Origin of the sequence: Pseudoxanthomonas sp. Soil82 (genome assembly GCF_040446535.1) — a bacterium.
Lineage (GTDB): Bacteria > Pseudomonadota > Gammaproteobacteria > Xanthomonadales > Xanthomonadaceae > Pseudoxanthomonas > Pseudoxanthomonas kaohsiungensis.
Window position 1 is genome coordinate 111,825 of record NZ_JBEAAK010000005.1, and the last position, 16,484, is coordinate 128,308.

At 73.2% G+C, this 16,484-nt stretch carries 15 protein-coding genes; 2 read left to right on the forward strand and 13 right to left on the reverse strand.

What is annotated here, in order from left to right:
* Positions 1-114: 114 nt before the first annotated feature.
* The 9 genes from ABKA19_RS14295 to mrcB all read right to left on the reverse strand — a co-directional run bounded on the left by ABKA19_RS14295 (position 115) and on the right by mrcB (position 9,701).
* Positions 115-609 carry a TPM domain-containing protein gene (locus ABKA19_RS14295; protein ID WP_353689471.1) on the reverse strand — a complete coding sequence of 165 codons (495 nt, stop codon included), beginning with the start codon at positions 607-609 and terminating at the stop codon, positions 115-117.
* Complete coding sequence (locus ABKA19_RS14300) at positions 609-1,526, reverse strand: TPM domain-containing protein (protein WP_353689472.1); 918 nt, start codon at positions 1,524-1,526, stop codon at positions 609-611. The genes ABKA19_RS14295 and ABKA19_RS14300 overlap by 1 nt, the downstream gene beginning before the upstream one ends.
* A 13-nt stretch (positions 1,527-1,539) precedes the next feature.
* Positions 1,540-2,166 (reverse strand): LemA family protein, encoded by a 627-nt coding sequence (locus tag ABKA19_RS14305; RefSeq protein ID WP_353689473.1) that lies wholly within the window; start codon positions 2,164-2,166, stop codon positions 1,540-1,542.
* 143 nt (positions 2,167-2,309) lie between these two features.
* Positions 2,310-3,059, reverse strand: a complete 750-nt coding sequence (locus tag ABKA19_RS14310; protein ID WP_162378574.1) for a TerC family protein — start codon at positions 3,057-3,059, stop codon at positions 2,310-2,312.
* Between the two features lie 28 nt (positions 3,060-3,087).
* Positions 3,088-3,468: a diacylglycerol kinase gene (locus tag ABKA19_RS14315; RefSeq protein ID WP_162378575.1), complete on the reverse strand. Its 381-nt coding sequence runs from the start codon at positions 3,466-3,468 to the stop codon at positions 3,088-3,090.
* 178 nt (positions 3,469-3,646) lie between these two features.
* A complete protein-coding gene (tsaB, locus tag ABKA19_RS14320) occupies positions 3,647-4,363 on the reverse strand; it encodes a tRNA (adenosine(37)-N6)-threonylcarbamoyltransferase complex dimerization subunit type 1 TsaB (RefSeq protein WP_353689474.1) in 717 nt (238 codons plus the stop codon).
* A gap of 275 nt (positions 4,364-4,638) precedes the next feature.
* Complete coding sequence (gene yoaA, locus ABKA19_RS14325) at positions 4,639-6,666, reverse strand: DNA repair helicase YoaA (protein WP_353689475.1); 2,028 nt, start codon at positions 6,664-6,666, stop codon at positions 4,639-4,641.
* 69 nt (positions 6,667-6,735) lie between these two features.
* Positions 6,736-7,266, reverse strand: coding sequence for a tetratricopeptide repeat protein (locus tag ABKA19_RS14330; protein ID WP_502945805.1), 531 nt, complete (start codon positions 7,264-7,266; stop codon positions 6,736-6,738).
* Positions 7,266-9,701: a penicillin-binding protein 1B gene (mrcB, locus tag ABKA19_RS14335; RefSeq protein WP_353689477.1), complete on the reverse strand. Its 2,436-nt coding sequence runs from the start codon at positions 9,699-9,701 to the stop codon at positions 7,266-7,268. Before mrcB ends, ABKA19_RS14330 begins: the two co-directional genes overlap by 1 nt.
* Before the next feature lie 98 nt (positions 9,702-9,799).
* Here mrcB and ABKA19_RS14340 point away from each other — a divergent pair, with 98 nt between their 5' ends.
* Positions 9,800-11,908: a glycosyltransferase gene (locus tag ABKA19_RS14340; RefSeq protein ID WP_353689478.1), complete on the forward strand. Its 2,109-nt coding sequence runs from the start codon at positions 9,800-9,802 to the stop codon at positions 11,906-11,908.
* A 4-nt stretch (positions 11,909-11,912) separates the two neighbouring features.
* Here ABKA19_RS14340 and ABKA19_RS14345 read toward each other — a convergent pair whose 3' ends face one another.
* The 4 genes from ABKA19_RS14345 to ABKA19_RS14360 form a co-directional block, all read right to left on the reverse strand.
* Positions 11,913-13,334: a hypothetical protein gene (locus ABKA19_RS14345; RefSeq protein WP_353689479.1), complete on the reverse strand. Its 1,422-nt coding sequence runs from the start codon at positions 13,332-13,334 to the stop codon at positions 11,913-11,915.
* A 220-nt stretch (positions 13,335-13,554) separates the two neighbouring features.
* Entirely contained in the window at positions 13,555-13,854 is a 300-nt protein-coding gene (gene rpoZ, locus ABKA19_RS14350) for a DNA-directed RNA polymerase subunit omega (protein ID WP_162378582.1), read from the reverse strand.
* 250 nt (positions 13,855-14,104) lie between these two features.
* Positions 14,105-14,728 carry a guanylate kinase gene (gmk, locus tag ABKA19_RS14355; protein WP_353689480.1) on the reverse strand — a complete coding sequence of 208 codons (624 nt, stop codon included), beginning with the start codon at positions 14,726-14,728 and terminating at the stop codon, positions 14,105-14,107.
* A gap of 2 nt (positions 14,729-14,730) precedes the next feature.
* Positions 14,731-15,591: a YicC/YloC family endoribonuclease gene (locus ABKA19_RS14360; RefSeq protein ID WP_353689481.1), complete on the reverse strand. Its 861-nt coding sequence runs from the start codon at positions 15,589-15,591 to the stop codon at positions 14,731-14,733.
* Positions 15,592-15,746: 155 nt separating this feature from the next.
* Between ABKA19_RS14360 and rph the strand changes: the two genes are divergently transcribed.
* Positions 15,747-16,475: a ribonuclease PH gene (gene rph / locus ABKA19_RS14365; RefSeq protein ID WP_353689482.1), complete on the forward strand. Its 729-nt coding sequence runs from the start codon at positions 15,747-15,749 to the stop codon at positions 16,473-16,475.
* The last annotated feature ends 9 nt before the right edge of the window (positions 16,476-16,484 follow it).

Sequence of the window (16,484 nt, forward strand, 5' to 3'; positions counted from 1 at the left end):
GAGCGGGCGCGATGGCCCGGACCCGGCAGTCCCCGGCCGGCGGGCGACCCGGGCGCGGGCACACGAAGTATCGGCCGCGCCAGCGGCGTCGCGTCGCGGGCAAGCCCCCCGCTGCTACAGCAGCACCGGTCGATCGGGAAGCTCGTCGCCACTGCCGCCGCTGGCTGCCGGAAAGTGCATCGCCACCAGGGCCGAGAGCCGGGCGATGCCGTCGACCACGGCCTGCGCCGGATCGCCGCCGGCCAGGCCCGCCTCGATCGCCGCGCACACCGCCTCCCATTCGCCGTCGCCCACGCGGTCGCGGAAGCCGCGGTCGGCGACGAGCTCGATCGCGTGGTCGGCCAGGAGCAGGTACAGCAGCACGCCGTTGTTGGCCGCGGTATCCCAGACCCGAAGCCGGGCGAACACTTCGTGCGCACGGTCGCGCGGCGCAGTGCCGGCCACCAGTGCGGCCCAGGGCAGGCCGGCCTCGACCGCGAACACGATCTCGCCATCGTGCAGGCGCTCGCCGGCCGCGATCGCCTCGCCGATCCGCGCCAGCGCCGCTTCGGGAAAGCGGGCCGACGCCGATGGCGCGAACAGGTGGCGAAGCCAGCGTGTCGCGGCCATCACCAGCGCCCCGACGCCCCGCCGCCGCCGGACATCCCGCCGCCGCCCGACCAGCCGCCGCCACCGCCGAAACCGCCGCCGCCAAGGCCGCCGCCGCCCCAGCCACCACCACCGAAGCCGCCGCCGCCCCAGCCGCCGCCGCGCCCGGAGCGGACGTAACGCCCCGCCTTGAGGCTGGACAGGCCGATCATCAGCCCGACCAGGGCGCCCAGCCCGGCCGCGACCACGCTGGACGCGATCCACCATCCCACCGCGCCACCGGCCACGGCCACCAGCGGTCCGCGCAATGGCGCCGGCAACCAGCCGAACAGCGCGCGCAGCACGTTGGCGACGATGAAGGCGACCACCAGCGCCGGCAGCCACGCGCCACCGCCGCGCGCATCCCCGTCGCGGTTGCGGCTGACCGGCTCGGGCAATGGTTCGCCATCGACCAGCTTGACCAGCACCGCGGTCGCATCCTCGATCCCGCCACCGAAATCGCCGGCGCGGAACTTCGGCACCAGGTATTCCTGGATGACCCGGTTGGCGACCGCATCCGGGATCGCGCCCTCAAGCCCGTAGCCGGTTTCGATGCGCACGGCGCGGTCGTCCTTGGCCACCAGCAGCAGCACGCCGTCGTCCACGCCCTTGCGCCCGAGCTTCCAGGCCTCGAACACGCGCACCGCGTACTGCTCGATGCTGTCCGGCTGCGTGCTCGGCACCACCAGCACCTGCAGCTGGCTGCCCTTGCGCTGTTGCAGCGCGCGCGCCTGCGCGTCCAGGCGCTGCACCGTGGCCGCGTCGAGCGTGCCGGTGGTGTCGACGACCGGGGCGTCCAGCGGCGGAATGGCCGCAGGCGACGCCGGCTGCGCCCACGCGGCCAGGGTGGCCGCCAGCAGCAGCCAGGCTGCCATCAGGCGCACGCACAGTGCGCGCATGCCGGTCACCGGTTCAGTTGGCCGGCGCGGGCGCCGGAGGCGGCTGCGGGGGTTGCGGCGGCTGCGCCGGCGGGGTGGCGCCGAAATCGACGCTGGGTGCGCGCTGCACCTGCGCTTCGTTCTCCACCGTGAAGTTCGGCTTCTGGCCGTAGCCGAAGACCTTGGCCGTGATCACCTGCGGGAACGAGCGCACGAAGGTGTTGTAGTCCTGCACCGAGGCGATGTACCGGCCGCGGGCCACGGTGATCCGGTTCTCGGTGCCTTCCAGCTGCGCCTGCAGGTCGCGGAAGAACTGGTCGGCCTTGAGCGTCGGGTAGTTCTCGCTGACCACCAGCAGGCGCGACAGCGCCGAGGACAGCTCGCCCTGCGCGGCCTGGAACTGCTGCAGCGACGCCGGGTCGTCGGCATTGACCTGGACCTGGCCCACGCGCGCCCGGGCCTCGGTCACGTCGGTCAGCACCTGGCTCTCGTGGGCGGCATAACCCTTGACCGTGGCGACCAGGTTCGGGACCAGGTCGGCGCGGCGCTGGTACTGGTTCAGCACTTCGGACCAGCCGGCCTTGACCGCCTCGTCCTTCTGCTGGATGGCGTTGTAGCCGCAGCCGGAGAGCAGCATCGCCGTGGCCGCGACCGCCAGCATGGCGGCCCACCTGCGGATCGTCCCTTGCCTGGCAAACATGTCACCGCTCCCTTCGTGGAGCCGGCCGGTGGCCGGTGCGGTGCCATTCCAGCACCGCCCCGGACCGCCGCGCAAGCGAGGCGCCGTGAAGGCCGGCGCCGGGCTCAGAACTCGCCGGCGCCAGGCACGTGCTTGCGCGCGGCGTTGCGGCGCATGAACAGGTTGAGCGTCTCCACCAGCACCGAGAAGGCCATGGCGAAGTAGACGTACGGCTTGGGCACGTGCACCTCGAAGCCGTCCAGGATCAGGACCACGCCGATCAGCAGGATGAAGGCCAGCGCCAGCATCTTGATGGTCGGGTTGGCGTCGATGAAGCGGCCCAGCGGATTGGCGGCCAGGAGCATGATCGCCACCGCGGTCAGGATCGCGAAGATCATCACCGGGATGTGCTGGGCCATGCCCACGGCGGTGATCACCGAGTCCAGCGAGAACACGATGTCGATGATCGCGATCTGCACGATCACCATCCAGAACACCTGCGAGCTCTTGGTGGTGCGCGGGTCCTCGTCCTCGCCGCCGGTGATCAGCTCGCGGATCTCCATCGCGCCCTTCACCAGCAGGAACGCGCCGCCCAGGATCAGCACCAGGTCGCGGATCGAGAAGCCCATGCCGGCCACGGCGAACAGGTCGTTCTGCATCCGCGCCAGGAACGCCAGCGAGACCAGCAGCGCGATGCGGGTGATGCAGGCCACCGCGATGCCGAACTTGCGCGCGAACGCGCGCTGGTGCTCGGGCAGGCGGCCAACGGCGATCGAGATGAACACCAGGTTGTCGATGCCCAGCACGATTTCCAGCGCGCTCAGGGTCACCAGGGTCAGCCAGACGTTCGGGTCGGCCAGGAATTCGAGGTTCATCGTCGATCGGTTCCTACGGTTGGTTCATTCATAGCAGTCGCGGGCCGAGCACCAGGCCCCAGACCAGCAGGACGTTCATCATCAGCACGAACACCGCGGCCGACCCCATGTCCTTGGCCCGGCCGGCCAGTTCGTGGTGCTCGGCGCCGTAGCGCTCGATCACCGCTTCGACCGCCGAGTTCAGCAGTTCGGCCGACAGCACCAGCACCATCGAGCCCACCAGCAGCGCCCGTTCCACGCCGTCGGCGCCCAGCCACAGGGCCAGCGGCGCCAGGACGACGAACAGGTAGACCTCCAGGCGGAACGAGGACTCGTGCAGCCAGGCCGCGCGCAGTCCCTGCAGCGACCAGACGGTGGCCTTGAGGATGCGGCCGGGACGGCGCGGCAAGTGCCCGGTTTCGTCGGCCACGGCTCAGGCGCCTGCGGCGGCGTGCGCGCGGCCAGGCCGGGCACGGGGCGTCGTGGGCGGAAATCCGGGGAGCGGCATGGCGGGTTCGGGCGACAACGGGCTGCAGATTTTGCCACATCGCGCCCGGCGGCCCCGGGCACGGGAGCGCCCGCCCGGCCCGGCAGGCCCAGGAGAGCGCTCAGGACGCCTGTTTCGCCGCGCGTTGCAGCTGCTGCTCGGCCAGGGTCAGGGCGACGTTGTCGCGCAGGTAGGCCGGTTCGACCCGTTCGGGCGCCAGCGCCTGCCCGGCCGCGAAGGCCGCCGCGGCCAGCCGCGCCAGATGGGCGGCGCGCGGAAGCGCCGAGGCGTCGACCGCGGTCATCCTCGCGGCAAACTGCCGGGCCAGCAGGCCTTCGGCAGCGGCGAAACCGCTGCCCACGCCCTGCCACGTGCCGGTCGCGCCCGCGGGCAGCTGCACCGCCTCGGGATGCAGCACGCGTTCGGCGTCCAGCGGCACCAGCGCGGCGCCTTCCCGCCTGAAGCTGGCGGCGTAGACCTCGCCCATGCGCGCGTCGATCGCGGCGAGGATCTGTTCCGGGCCTTCGCCCGGCGCACCTGCGGCCAGCACCGCCAGGGTCGATACCGGCACCACCGGCCGGTCGAGGGCCAGCGCAATGCCTTGCGCCAGCGCGATCGCCAGGCGCACGCCGGTGAACGCGCCCGGGCCGCGGCCGACCGCGATCGCGTCCAGCTGCGAGCGCGCCAGCCCGGCCTCGGCGAGCAGCGCATCGGCCCACGGCAGCGACAGCTCGGCGTGCCTGCGCGGGGCGATGTCGAAGCGCTCATGCACCTCGCCGTCCAGGTACAGCGCGACCGAACAGGCCTCGGTGGCGGTTTCGAAAGCGAGCAGCTTCATCGGGGGCGGCAGGATCCGGCGGACGGACGGAAAGGGTAAACGATGGCCGGCAGTGGCGACGACGACGCCTTTGTAGGAGCACAGCTTGCTGGCGACACGGGCGCAGGGATCATGAGGGGCTTCGCCTGTGCCTGTGCCTGTGCCGGTGCCGTCGCTTCGCGGGCAAGACCGGCTCTACAACGACACGCGCGTCGGGAGCACGACGGCGTCGCCTGCGCCGACGGCGTCGCGTCGCGGGCGCTTTCCCACGGACGCATGTCCGGTCTCCCCGGCTCCTACGCGCGCGCGAAGAACGCCTGCACGTCCTCGATCCGCCGGGTCACGGTGAACCCGGGCAGGGACTCCATGAACACCCGTCCGTAAGGCTTGGCGGTCAGGCGCGGGTCGCACAGCACCAGCACGCCGCGGTCCGATTCGGTGCGGATCAGCCGGCCCACGCCCTGCTTGAGCGCGATCACCGCCTGCGGCAGCTGCTCGTCGCGGAACGGGTTGCCGCCACGGCGGCGCACCGCGTCCAGCCGCGCCTCGAACACCGGGTCGTCCGGCGCGGCGAACGGCAGCTTGTCTATCACCACCACGCTCAGCGCATCGCCGGCCACGTCCACGCCTTCGCGGAAGGTCGCCGAACCCAGCAGCACGCCGTTGCCGGACTCGCGGAAGCGGCGCAGCAGCTCGGCCTTGGGCGCCTCGCCCTGCACGAACAGCGGCCACGGTCCTCCACGCAGCGCTTCGGCGGCCTCGCGCAGGGCGCGGTGCGAGGCGAACAGCAGGAACGCCCGGCCTCCCGAGGCAGCCAGCACCGGCCGCACCGCCTCCAGCATGGCTGCGCCGAACTGGCGCGTGTTCGGCTCGGGCAGGTTGCGCGGCAGGTAGCACAGCGCCTGCCGTGGCCAGTCGAACGGGCTCGGCTCGAGCAAGGTGTCCGGATCGAACAGTCCCAGCTTGCGGCCGACATGGGTGAAGCCGCCGCCCACGGCCAGCGTGGCCGAGGTGAAGATCCAGGCCGCGTGCGAGCGCTCGCGATGCGCGCGCAGGGGCGCCGACACGTCCAGCGGCGTGCGCTGGCAGCGGAACCCGCGCGCGCTTAGCTCGTACCAGTAGACCTCGCCGCCCCTGGCTGCGGCCTCGGCCAGGCGCGCCGGGTCGAGCGCGGCATCGCCCTCGCCGGCCACCGCCTCGACCAGGGCCTGGTCCTGGTCGCCATCGAACGCATCGGACGCGGCGCCGCCGTCGCGCCAGCGCTCCAGCCGTTCGCGCAGGTCGCGCGCGCGCGCCACGCAGGCGTCGAAGCCGGGCGAAGTCGACGCCAGCGGCGCCATCGCCTGTTCCAGGGTCGCCAGCGCGTCGGCCAGCACGTCCAGGCCGTCGGCCACCGCCGGCAGGGTCAGCGCGCGATAGCGGGTGCCGCGCGGCGGCAACGCTTCCATCGCCGCGCGCAGCTCGCGCAGCGCCTGCTCCAGCGCGCGCACCGGCACCTGCACCACCGCCAGCGCGCCGGTGGTCTGCTTGCACTCGGCCACGCAGTCGCGGCCCAGTTCCTGCAGCTGGCGCATGCCGAAGCCCTCGCCGAAGAAGCTGGCCGCCAGCTCCGGCAACTGGTGCGCCTCGTCGATCACGAACGCCTGCGCACCGGGCAGGATCTCGCCGAACCCCTCCTGCTTGAGCGCCAGGTCGGCCAGCAGCAGGTGGTGGTTGACCACCACCAGGTCGGCGGCCTGCGCGCGCTGGCGCGCCTGCACGACGAAGCATTCTTCGTAGAAGGGACACTCGCTGCCCAAGCAGTTGTCGACGGTGGAGGTGACCAGCGGCAGCAGCGGCGAATCGTCGGGCAGGCCTTCCAGCTCGGCCATGTCGCCGGCGCGGGTGCGCCCGGCCCAGGCGACGATGCGCTGGAACTGCGAGGCCTGCTCGGGACTGGAGAAGCGCGCATCGCCCTTGGCCTGCTCGGTGCGGTAGCGGCACAGGTAGTTGGCGCGGCCCTTGAGCAGCGCGCTGCGCAGGCCGACGCCCAGCGCCTCGCGCACGCGCGGCAGGTCGCGGTGGTAGAGCTGGTCCTGCAGCGCGCGGGTGCCGGTGGACACGATCGTCTTCAGCCCCGACAGCAGCGCCGGCACCAGGTACGCGTAGGTCTTGCCGGTGCCGGTGCCGGCCTCGGCCAGCAGCACCTCGCGCTGGTCGATGGCCTCGGCCACCGCCGCGGTCAGGCGCTGCTGCGCCGGCCGCGCGACGAAGCCTTCGACGCGTTCGGCGAGCGCGCCACCATCGCTGAGCGCTTCGCGGCTGGCGTGGGCGAGACGGGACATCGGCAGGCGCGGACGCGTCGACACGGGCCGCGGGCGAGCGCCGGTCGGCGCTGCCTGCGGCCACCGCGCCTACATCCGCTTGAGGCCGGGCACCGTGCAGGTGCCGATCTGGGCCTTGGCCGAGGCGGCGTTCTCCGCCTGCCCGCGCGCCAGGCGCGACTGCTCGATCGTGGCCCAGTGCCGGCGGCACAACGGACCGACCCGGGAACCGACATCGAAGGCCCTGCGCGCCAGGGTTTCGGCGCGGTCGTACTGGCCCTGCAGCAGCGCCACCTCGGCCCGTTCCTGCAGCACGGCCGGATCGTCCGGGACGATCAGCAGCGCCTGGTTCAGGAAATCGGCTGCATCCGCGGGGCGGCCGGCAACCAGCGCCTGCGATGCCTTCTCGCGCAGGTCTTCGACCTGGGTGTCGCGCAGCGGCTGCACGCTCAGTTCGGTGTCTTCGGCACCGGCGGCCGCGTGCACGGCGGCGAGCCGCTCCTGCGGACCGGGGCCGGGCGCGACGACCGGCGATGGCGTCGTGGTGCCGCACGCGGCGAGCAGCAGGCACGCCGCGAGGACGGCGGAAAGGCAGCGAACGGGGGGATTCATGCCGCCCATTATGGCGCAGGCGTCGTGGCCGATCCGGCGGGTTCGGCCTGCGCCGGCTCGGCCGGCCTGTCGCGACCGAACAGGCGGCTCCAGAAACCAGGCTCGCCGGTATCGCCGCTGTCGGCGGCAGGCTCGGCGTAGGCAGGCGCGCACGGGGCGTAGGCCGGCACGGCGCCGGCGACGAACGCGAAGCGGCGCGCGCCCGGGCAGTCGGCATCGGTGATCGACGTGCCCTGCGGCAGCACCCACTGCCAGTCGAGGCCCTTGCCGGACACGCGCAACGGCGCGCTGGGCAGGCGCGCGAACAGGCCCGACCAGACCCGCATCGCGCCAGTCGCGCCATACAGCCCGGTCTGTTCGTTCTGGTCGTTGCCCATCCACACCACCGCCAGGTGGTCGCCGGTGTAGCCGGCGAACCAGCTGTCGCGGCCGTCGTTGCTGGTGCCGGTCTTGCCGGCCGGCGACAGCCGGCCCAGTCCATCGGCCAGCAGGCGGCGGCCGGTGCCTTCGCTGACCGCCTGCTGCAGCGCCACCGTGACCAGGTTGGCGGCGATCGAATCGCCTTCCTGCGCCGGTGCCGGCGCGGTGTCATAGCGCTTGAGCAGCTTGCCGTCCGGGTCGAGCACGCCGCGCACCGCGCGCAGCGGCTGGATCTCGCCGCCGGAGGCGAGGAACTGGTACAGCTGCGCCATCGCGTACGGGCTCTGGTCGGTCGAGCCGAGGATCAGCGACGGGTTCGGCTCGGCCTCGATCCCGGCCAGCACCTTGACCAGCTGCGCCAGCCGCTGCGGGCCGACCTGCATGCCGATCCGCACCGTGGCCTGGTTGTAGGAACGGGCGAGCGCGTCGACCAGGCGCACGGTGCCGTGGCTGGTGTTGTCGGAGTTGTCCGGCGACCAGGTCTTGCCGCGTGCCAGTTGCACGGTCACCGGCGTGTCCTCGACGAAGCTGGCCAGCGAGAACCGCTGCGGCTGCGCCAGCGCGAGCAGGTACACGTACGGCTTGAGCAGCGAGCCGACCGGGCGCTTCGCTTCGACCGCGCGGTTGAAACCATGGGTGGCCACGTCGCGCCCGCCGACCACCGCCAGCACGTCGCCGGCATGCACGTCGGTGACCACCACGCCGGCCTGCAGCGGTGGCCGCTTGCCGGTCTGCAGCGCCTCGGCCGCGCGCACCACCGCGCCTTCGGCATAGGCCTGCGCCGAGGGCGACATGCCGGTCAGCACGGTCAGGCCCGCGCCCTGGAGCGCGCTTTCCGGGTAATCGTTGGCCAGCTGGCGGCGGACCAGGTCGATGTAGGCCGGGAAGCGGTTGGCCGCGGCCACGCCCGGCTGCTTGGTCACGCCCAGCGGCGCGGCGCGCGCGCGCTCGTATTCGGCATCGTCGACCAGGCCGGTGTCGTGCAGCATCGACAGGGCGATGTTGCGGCGCTCCAGCGCGCGCTCCGGGTGCCGGCGCGGGTCGTAATGCGACGGCCCCTTCACCAGTCCGATCAGCAGCGCCACCTGTTCGGTGCTCAGGTCGCCCAGTTCCCGGCCGAACCAGAACTCGGCGCCGGAGGCCATGCCGTGGATCGCCTGGCCGCCCCGCTGGCCCAGGTAGACCTGGTTGAGGTAGGTCTCCAGGATCGTGCGCTTGTCGTAGCGCGACTCGAGGATGATCGCGTAGAGGATCTCGTTGAACTTGCGGGTCCAGGTCTGTTCCTTGCCGATCCCGAGCAGGCCGCTGCGCGCCAGCTGCTGGGTGAGCGTGCTGGCGCCCTGGCGCTTCTCGCCGGCCAGCAGGTTGACCCAGGCCGCGCGCGCCATGCCCGACACGTCGATGCCGTGGTGGTGGGCGAAGTCCCGGTCTTCCACCGCCTGCAGGCCGGTGACCAGCAGCTCCGGCACCTCGTCGATCCGGACCAGGCGCCGCTCTTCCTGGCGCTGGCCGTAGAGCGTGGCGATCCGCGCCGGATCCAGGCGCGCGGCCTTGACCGCCTTGCCGCTGCCGGCATCGCGCAGCCCGGCCACGCGGCCACCGGAAAGGGTGACCTGCAGGCGCCGCGCCGGCACCTGGCCGTCGACGTCGGCATAGCCGCGGCTGGAGATGGTGAAGCGGCCGCCGTCGGCGGCGTAGCTGCCGGGCCGCTCGCCGGCGCCATCGTCCTGGTAGCCGGCGGCATCCAGCTCGGTCTTCAGCGTGCGCACGTCCATCGCCAGCTGCGGCCGGAGCTGGAGCGGACGGGCGTAGACGCGGGTCGGGATCTGCCACTGCAGCGCGGCGAAGCGTTCGCTGACCTGGTGGTTCAGGTAGAGCGTGTAGGGAACCAGGAAGCCGGCAGCCAGCGCGGCCCCGGCCAGCACCGCGGTGAGGAGGTGACGGCGCCAGGCGGGGCTGGCGCTGGCACCGGGCTCCATGTCGTCGATGTCGTCGATGTCGTCCGGATCGTGGCGTCGGGGCACGGGAATGCGAGAATGCGTGGGTCGGCCGAGTCTAGCGCAGCCGTCCGCCTGCGCCGTTGGCGCCGTTCACCTGCCTTCAGTCGGAGTTGCAGACCGCAATGCCCCCCTCGCCGCTGGCCGACCTCCGCTACTGGCTGGCGCACCTGCGTGGGCTGCTGCGCCGCGGCCTGTCCAGCCTGCGCGCCCGCGGCTGGCGGGTAACCTGGCAACGGGCCGTGCTGCAGCTGCGACCGCCGCCGGCACCGCCGCGCACCCCCCTCTACCGCCCTGCGCCGGGCCCGTTCGCGCCGTTCGCAGTACCCGCGACGGCCGAAGGCGGCGTGCCGCGCGCCAGCATCGTCATCCCGGTCTACAACCACGCCGAAGCGACCCTGGCCTGCCTGCGTGCGCTGGCCGCGCACCCACTGGCGGCGGCTTGCGAGGTGATCGTGGTCGACGACGGCAGCAGCGACGAGACGTCCGCGTGGATGCCGCAGGTGGCCGGCCTGCGCTACCACCGGCGCGCCGCCAACGGCGGCTTCATCGCGGCCTGCAACGACGGGGCTTCGCTGGCGCGCGGCGAGGTGCTCGTGTTCCTCAACAACGACACGATCCCGCAGCCCGGCTGGCTGGACGCGCTGCTGGCCACGTTCGACGCGCGGCCGGACGCGGGGCTGGTGGCGGCGCAGCTGCTGTATCCGGATGGCCGCCTGCAGGAATCCGGCGGCGTCGTGTTCGACGATGGCAGCTGCTGGAGCTACGGCCGCTTCGAGGCGGCCGACGACCCGCGCTACGCCTACCTGCGCGAGGCCGACTACGGCTCGGGGGCGGCGCTGGCGATACCGCGCGACCTGTTCACGGCCCTGGGTGGCTTCGACTCCCGCTACGCACCGGCCTATTACGAAGACACCGACCTGGCCTTCGCCGTGCGCGCGGCCGGCAGGCGCGTGCTGGTGCAGCCGGCCAGCCGCGTGCTGCACGACGAGGGCACCACCGCCGGCACCGACACCGGCAGCGGGATCAAGGCCTACCAGGTGCGCAACCGCGGCGTCTTCGCCAGCAAGTGGAGCGATGCGCTGCGCGCACAGCCTCCGCCCGGCGTCGTGCCCGGCCCGGCCCTGCTGCATGCGCGGCAACGCCGCGTGCTGGTGGTCGACGAGGCCGTGCCGCGCCCCGACCGCGATTCGGCCTCGCTGCGCCAGTTCAACCTGCTGCGGATGCTGCGCGCCGCCGGCGCGCACGTCGCGTTCCTGCCCACCGGCCTGGCGCACGCGGGGGAAGCCACGCAGGCGCTGCAGCGGCTCGGCGTGGAAACCTGGTACGCGCCGTTCGCCACCTCCGCCCCGGCCTGGCTGCGCGACCACGCCGCGCGCTTCGACGTGATCGTGCTCACCCGCCACCACCTGGCCACCGCCTTCCTGCCGCTGCTGCGCCGGCACGCGCCCGGCGCGCGCCTGGTGTTCGATACCGTCGACCTGCACTACCTGCGCGAGCGGCGTGGCGCGGAGGTCGCGGGCGACGCCGCGGCCCTGCGCGCCGCCGAGGCGACCCGGGCGCGCGAACTGGCGGCGATGGCCGCCGCCGACCTGACCCTGGTGGTGAGCGCGGAAGAACGCACCCAGCTGCTGCAGGACGTCCCGGGACTGCGCGTCGAACTGCTCTCCAACCTCCATGACGTGGCGGGCGCGGGCGCCCCGTTCGACGAACGCAGCGACCTGGTGTTCGTCGGCGGCTTCCGCCATCCACCCAATACCGACGCGGTGCTCTGGTTCGCCCGCGAAGTGTTCCCGCGCATCCGCCGGCAGCTGCCGCAGGTGCGCTTCCACTGCATCGGCAGCGAGCCGCCGCCGGCGGTGCAGGCGCTGGCCGGCGAGCCGGGCATCGTGGTGCACGGCTATGTTCCGGACGTTTCGCCGTACATGGAGCGCGTCCGCCTGGCGGTGGCACCGCTGCGCTTCGGCGCCGGGGTCAAGGGCAAGGTCAACCTGAGCATGGCCCATGGCCAGCCGGTCGTGGCCACGTCGTGCGCGGTCGAAGGCATGCACCTGCATGATGGCGTCGACGTTTCCGTGGCCGACGATGCGGCCGGCTTCGCCGACGCGGTGGTGGCGCTTTACGGCGACGCGGCGCGCTGGGAGCGGCAGGCCCGCGCCGGGCTCGACAACATCGACCGGCACTTCTCGCCAAAGGCGGCCGAGGCGACCGTGCGGCGGGTGTTCTTCGACTGAGGCCTCAGCGCGTGGCCGGATCCGCGCGCGCCAGCCGCGCGGCGAAATCCTCCAGTCCCGTAGCCGACGGGTCCAGCCTGCGCGCCGCTTCCAGCGCGCCCGCCGCGGCCCCGACCTCGCCCGCGCGGAGCCGCTCGTCGCCGACCGCCAGCCAGCGCTGCGCCAGCCGCTGGCGTGCCTGCGCGAGCGCCGGATCCGCCGGCGCCAGCACCTGCCAAGCGTCGTGGCAGTCCTGCGCCGCGCGCAGGCGGTTGTCGCGCAGGGCATCGTCCACGCACGCGCTTGCGGCGCGGAGCATCCGCCCGACGGCAGCGCGCACCGCCGGATCCTGCGGGGCCATGGCCTGTGCGGCGCGCAACCGGTCGTAGGCGCTGCCGCCGGGTGGCTCGATCCAGTCGCCGCGCCGCATCGCCTCCTCGAAGCCGGCCAATGCGCGCTGCAGCGACGCCTTCATGGCCGGTGTGGCGCGCGCGGGCGGGCGCAGCCGCGCGGCGGCCTGCCGGCCACGCTCCAGGTCCATGGCGGCCCTGGCCACCTCGGCCTGGGCCGAGGGCGCCAGCGTACGCGCCGCTTCCAGTGCGGCGTCGGCCTGGTCGAAGCGGAAGTCGGAAGCGAGCCGGCGCGAGTGCGCTGCCAGCGCCCGGGCGGTCCGCTCGGCGGCCTGGTGGATGGCCGGATCGTCCGGTGCGGCTTCGCGCAGCGCGACAAGCAACGCGGCCGCCGGTTCCGGCCGTCCGCGGCGAAGCAGGTCCTCGGCGCGACGTACGTCACTGGCCACCGCCTGCGCCCACGCGGCGCGCAGCCGGGGAAGGTCCACGTGCCCGGGGTCCTGCCGGCGCGCCTGCTCGAGCCAGCGCGCCGCCGCGGCCAGGTCGCCCTCGTGCAGCGCCGTGGGCACCCGCTCCAGCAGCAGCGACAGCGCATCCTCGCGCCCCTCGAGCGCGGCACTGTCGCCCGGCGCGACCGCCAGCCACTGCGCGTACAGCGGCAATGCCGCGTCGGCATCACCGGCGGCCAGCGCGGCGGCGGCCCGCACGCGGACCCGTTCGAGGTCGATGCCGGCGGTCTCGGCCTGCCGCAGGGATGCGGCGACCGCGGCGACCTGCGCCCGCGGCACCTGCAGGTCGGCGGCCAGGTCCAGCCAGCGGCGCGCCTCGGCCAGGCGGCCGCCGCTGATCGCCGAGCGCGCGCGGGCGAGCGCCGCCTGGCCGACCTGGGCCAGCCCGGCCCGTGCCTCGCCGCGGTCGCTGTCCAGCGCCTGCGCGGCCTCGAACTTCTGCCGCGCGCCACCACCGCCGGCCTGGTCGAGCCGCCCCTCGGCCAGCGCCTGGCGACCCTCGGCGAGCAGGTGGTCGATCCGCGCCTGCGGCCAGAGCCGTTCGCCCAGGGGCTCGCGCAGCAGCACCAGCGACAGCAGGACCAGCACCACGACTCCGGCCAGCCATGGCGCGTGGCGGCGCCATGCGGCTGGCAGACGCCCCCTTCCGGGACGTGCCGACTCCATCCTCAACGGGCGTGGATGCGTTTCACCCGCGCAGCTTAGCGCCCGTTCGTGCAGGCCCCGTCAGCGCGATGCGGCGCGAAAAAAGCGAAGGCCCGCGCGAGGCGGGCCTTCAGCCGGGTGTCGCGGGCGCCGGGCGCTACGGTCAGTCGTCGCCCTTCGACAGGTCGTCGTCGGCGACCACCTCGGCGGCGGCCCACTCCAGCGCCTCGCGCTCGGCGCGCTCGCGCTCGGCCTTCTCGACTTCGTCGATGAGGGCGTTGTCGATGGTGCGGGCGGCGATCTCGCGCAGCGCCAGCACGGTCGGCTTGTCCTCGCTCTCGCTGTTGTCCAGCGTGGCCGGCACGCCATTGGCCAGCTGGCGGGCGCGCTTGGAGGCCATCATGACCAGTTCGAAGCGGTTGTTCACCACTTCCAGGCAATCTTCGACGGTGATACGGGCCATAGGGGTTCCAGGCGACTGCGGTCGCCGCTCGCGAAAGGGGGATCGGGCGCGGAGTTTAGCCGGCGACGCCTGCAGGGAGCAAGCATCCAGGCTGAACGGGCCTTTGCAATCAACCAGTTACCCGCGGACCCAGGCCAGTCGGCATGCGCCGCCTGCGCCGCCGCGGGCAGCCGGCCGTGCGCCCCAGGCGGCTCGGGCCCGGGTCCGGACGGGAACGGCCGCCCCGGCGGCCGCGCTCCCGTCGGCGTCGTTACGGGGTATCGGGTGCCAGCAGCGCCTCGATCAGCGCACCGTGCCGGACCTGCTGCTGCGCGCGGCGCAGCCGGCTGGCGACGAAGACCGCGCACATCTCGTCCACCGCGGTGTCGAACACCTCGTTGACGATCACGTAGTCGAACTCGCCGTAGTGCGACATCTCCTCGCGCGCTGCCGCCAGGCGCTGGGCGATCACCGCCTCGCTGTCCTGGCCGCGGTGGCGCATGCGCTGCTCCAGCGCCTGCCGCGACGGCGGCAGGATGAACACGCTGACCGCATCGGGCACCTTGGCCCGGACCTGGGCCGCGCCCTGCCAGTCGATCTCCAGCAGCACGTCGTGGCCGGCCGCCAGTTGCGGCTCGACCGACTGCCGCGCGGTGCCCTTCCAGTCGCCGTGCACGCGGGCGTACTCGAAGAAGTCGCCCGCGTCGATCATCGCCTGGAACTCGTCGGCCGAGACGAAGTGGTAGTGCTGCGCGTGGCGCTCGCCCGGGCGCGCGGCGCGCGAAGTGAACGAGATCGAAAGGCGGATCTGCGGATCGCGCGCCAGCACCGCGTTGACGATGCTGCTTTTCCCGGCGCCCGACGGCGCGGCGACGATGAAGAGGGTGCCACGCATGCTCATTCGATGTTCTGCACCTGTTCGCGGACCTGGTCGATCAGTACCTTCAGCTCGACCGCGGCGGCCGAGGTGCGCGCATCCACCGACTTCGAGCCCAGGGTGTTGGCCTCGCGGTTGAACTCCTGCAGCAGGAAGTCCAGGCGCCGGCCCACCGGCTCGCGCTGGCCCAGCACCCGGCGGATCTCGACGATATGGCTGTCGAGCCGGTCGAGCTCCTCGTCGACATCGAGCTTCTGCAGCCACAGCACCAGTTCCTGCTCGGCGCGGCCCGGGTCCACCGGGTGCGGCAGGTCGGCCAGGCGTGCGGCCAGCTTGGCGCGCTGTCCCTCGCGGATGGCCGGGATCAGTCCGCGCACCTGGCCGGCGATGCGCTCGACCGCGTCCACGCGCTCGGAGATCGCCGCGGCGAGCTTGGCGCCCTCGCGCTCGCGCGCCAGCACGAATTCGTCGATGACCTGGTCCAGCAACTCCAGCGCCTGCACCTGCAGTGCCTCGCCGTCGGCGACCGGCACCCGCAGCACGCCGGGCAGCTGCAGCAGCTGGGTGAACTCGACCCGCAGGCTGGGGAATTGCGGCTCCAGCCGCTGCGCCAGCGCGCCCAGCTGTTCCAGCAGCGGCTCGTTGACGGCGAGGGCCACGGCGCCCTCGGGCGTGCGCAGGCGCAGCGCCAGGTCGAGCTTGCCGCGCTGGATCCGCGAGGAGACGCGTTCGCGCAGCAGCGGTTCCAGCGCGCGCAGCTCGTCGGACAGGCGCAGGCCCAGTTCCAGGAAGCGGTGGTTGACCGAGCGCAGTTCACAGCCCAGCACGCCCCAGGGGGTGCCGCGTTCGCCGCTGGCGAAGGCGGTCATGCTACGGATCATGCGGGGTCCTTTCGGTGTGCCGCCCACGGCCAGGCGCGTCGGGCAAGGCGCGAATGGTAATCTAGCCGGCCATCGACGGCACGTCCGCGTCGCGTCGCGCGCGATCGGATCATCCCCGCCGCGGGCCCCGCCCCCACCCCCCACCGGAACTGCCCATGACCGTCGTCCGCCCCAGTGGCCGCGCCCCCGACCAGTTGCGCGAGGTCCGCATCGAGCGGCATTTCACCCGCCACGCCGAAGGCTCGGTGCTGGTCAGCTTCGGCCACACGCGCGTGCTGTGCACCGCCAGCGTCGACAACAAGGCGCCGCCGTTCCTGCGCGGCAAGGGCGAAGGCTGGGTCACCGCCGAATACGGCATGCTGCCGCGCTCCACCCACACCCGTTCCGACCGCGAAGCCGCGCGCGGCAAGCAGGGCGGGCGCACGCTGGAGATCCAGCGCCTGATCGGCCGCGCCCTGCGCGCCTGCGTGGACCGCTCCGCACTCGGCGAGCGCACCATCGTGCTGGACTGCGACGTGCTGCAGGCCGACGGCGGCACCCGCACCGCGGCGATCACCGGCGCCTACGTGGCCCTGGTCGATGCGGTGCGCTGGCTGCTGGCACGGCGCGAAATCAGCCGCGACCCGGTGTTCGGCGCGGTCGCGGCGGTATCGGTCGGCGTCTACCAGGGCCTGCCGGTGCTGGACCTGGACTATGCCGAGGACAGCGCCTGCGACACCGACATGAACGTGGTGATGAACGACGGCGGCGGTTTCATCGAACTGCAGGGCACCGCCGAAGGCCACGCCTTCCGCCGCGCCGAACTGGATTCGCTGCTGGCCCTGGCGCAGAAGGGCATCGGCGACCTGCTCGCGCTGCAACAGGCCGCCCTGGCGCGGCCATGAATGGCGTGG

Bases quoted from the DNA above. Each gene is read 5' to 3' on its own strand.
- tsaB (WP_353689474.1), bottom strand. From the start codon at position 4,363: ATGAAGCTGCTCGCTTTCGAAACCGCCACCGAGGCCTGTTCGGTCGCG.
- ABKA19_RS14300 (WP_353689472.1), bottom strand. From the start codon at position 1,526: ATGCGCGCACTGTGCGTGCGCCTGATGGCAGCCTGGCTGCTGCTGGCG.
- ABKA19_RS14340 (WP_353689478.1), top strand. From the start codon at position 9,800: ATGCCCCCCTCGCCGCTGGCCGACCTCCGCTACTGGCTGGCGCACCTG.
- yoaA (WP_353689475.1), bottom strand. From the start codon at position 6,666: ATGTCCCGTCTCGCCCACGCCAGCCGCGAAGCGCTCAGCGATGGTGGC.
- rph (WP_353689482.1), top strand. From the start codon at position 15,747: ATGACCGTCGTCCGCCCCAGTGGCCGCGCCCCCGACCAGTTGCGCGAG.
- ABKA19_RS14295 (WP_353689471.1), bottom strand. From the start codon at position 609: ATGGCCGCGACACGCTGGCTTCGCCACCTGTTCGCGCCATCGGCGTCG.
- ABKA19_RS14360 (WP_353689481.1), bottom strand. From the start codon at position 15,591: ATGATCCGTAGCATGACCGCCTTCGCCAGCGGCGAACGCGGCACCCCC.
- rpoZ (WP_162378582.1), bottom strand. From the start codon at position 13,854: ATGGCCCGTATCACCGTCGAAGATTGCCTGGAAGTGGTGAACAACCGC.
- ABKA19_RS14305 (WP_353689473.1), bottom strand. From the start codon at position 2,166: ATGCTGGCGGTCGCGGCCACGGCGATGCTGCTCTCCGGCTGCGGCTAC.
- ABKA19_RS14330 (WP_502945805.1), bottom strand. From the start codon at position 7,266: ATGGGCGGCATGAATCCCCCCGTTCGCTGCCTTTCCGCCGTCCTCGCG.
- ABKA19_RS14310 (WP_162378574.1), bottom strand. From the start codon at position 3,059: ATGAACCTCGAATTCCTGGCCGACCCGAACGTCTGGCTGACCCTGGTG.
- gmk (WP_353689480.1), bottom strand. From the start codon at position 14,728: ATGCGTGGCACCCTCTTCATCGTCGCCGCGCCGTCGGGCGCCGGGAAA.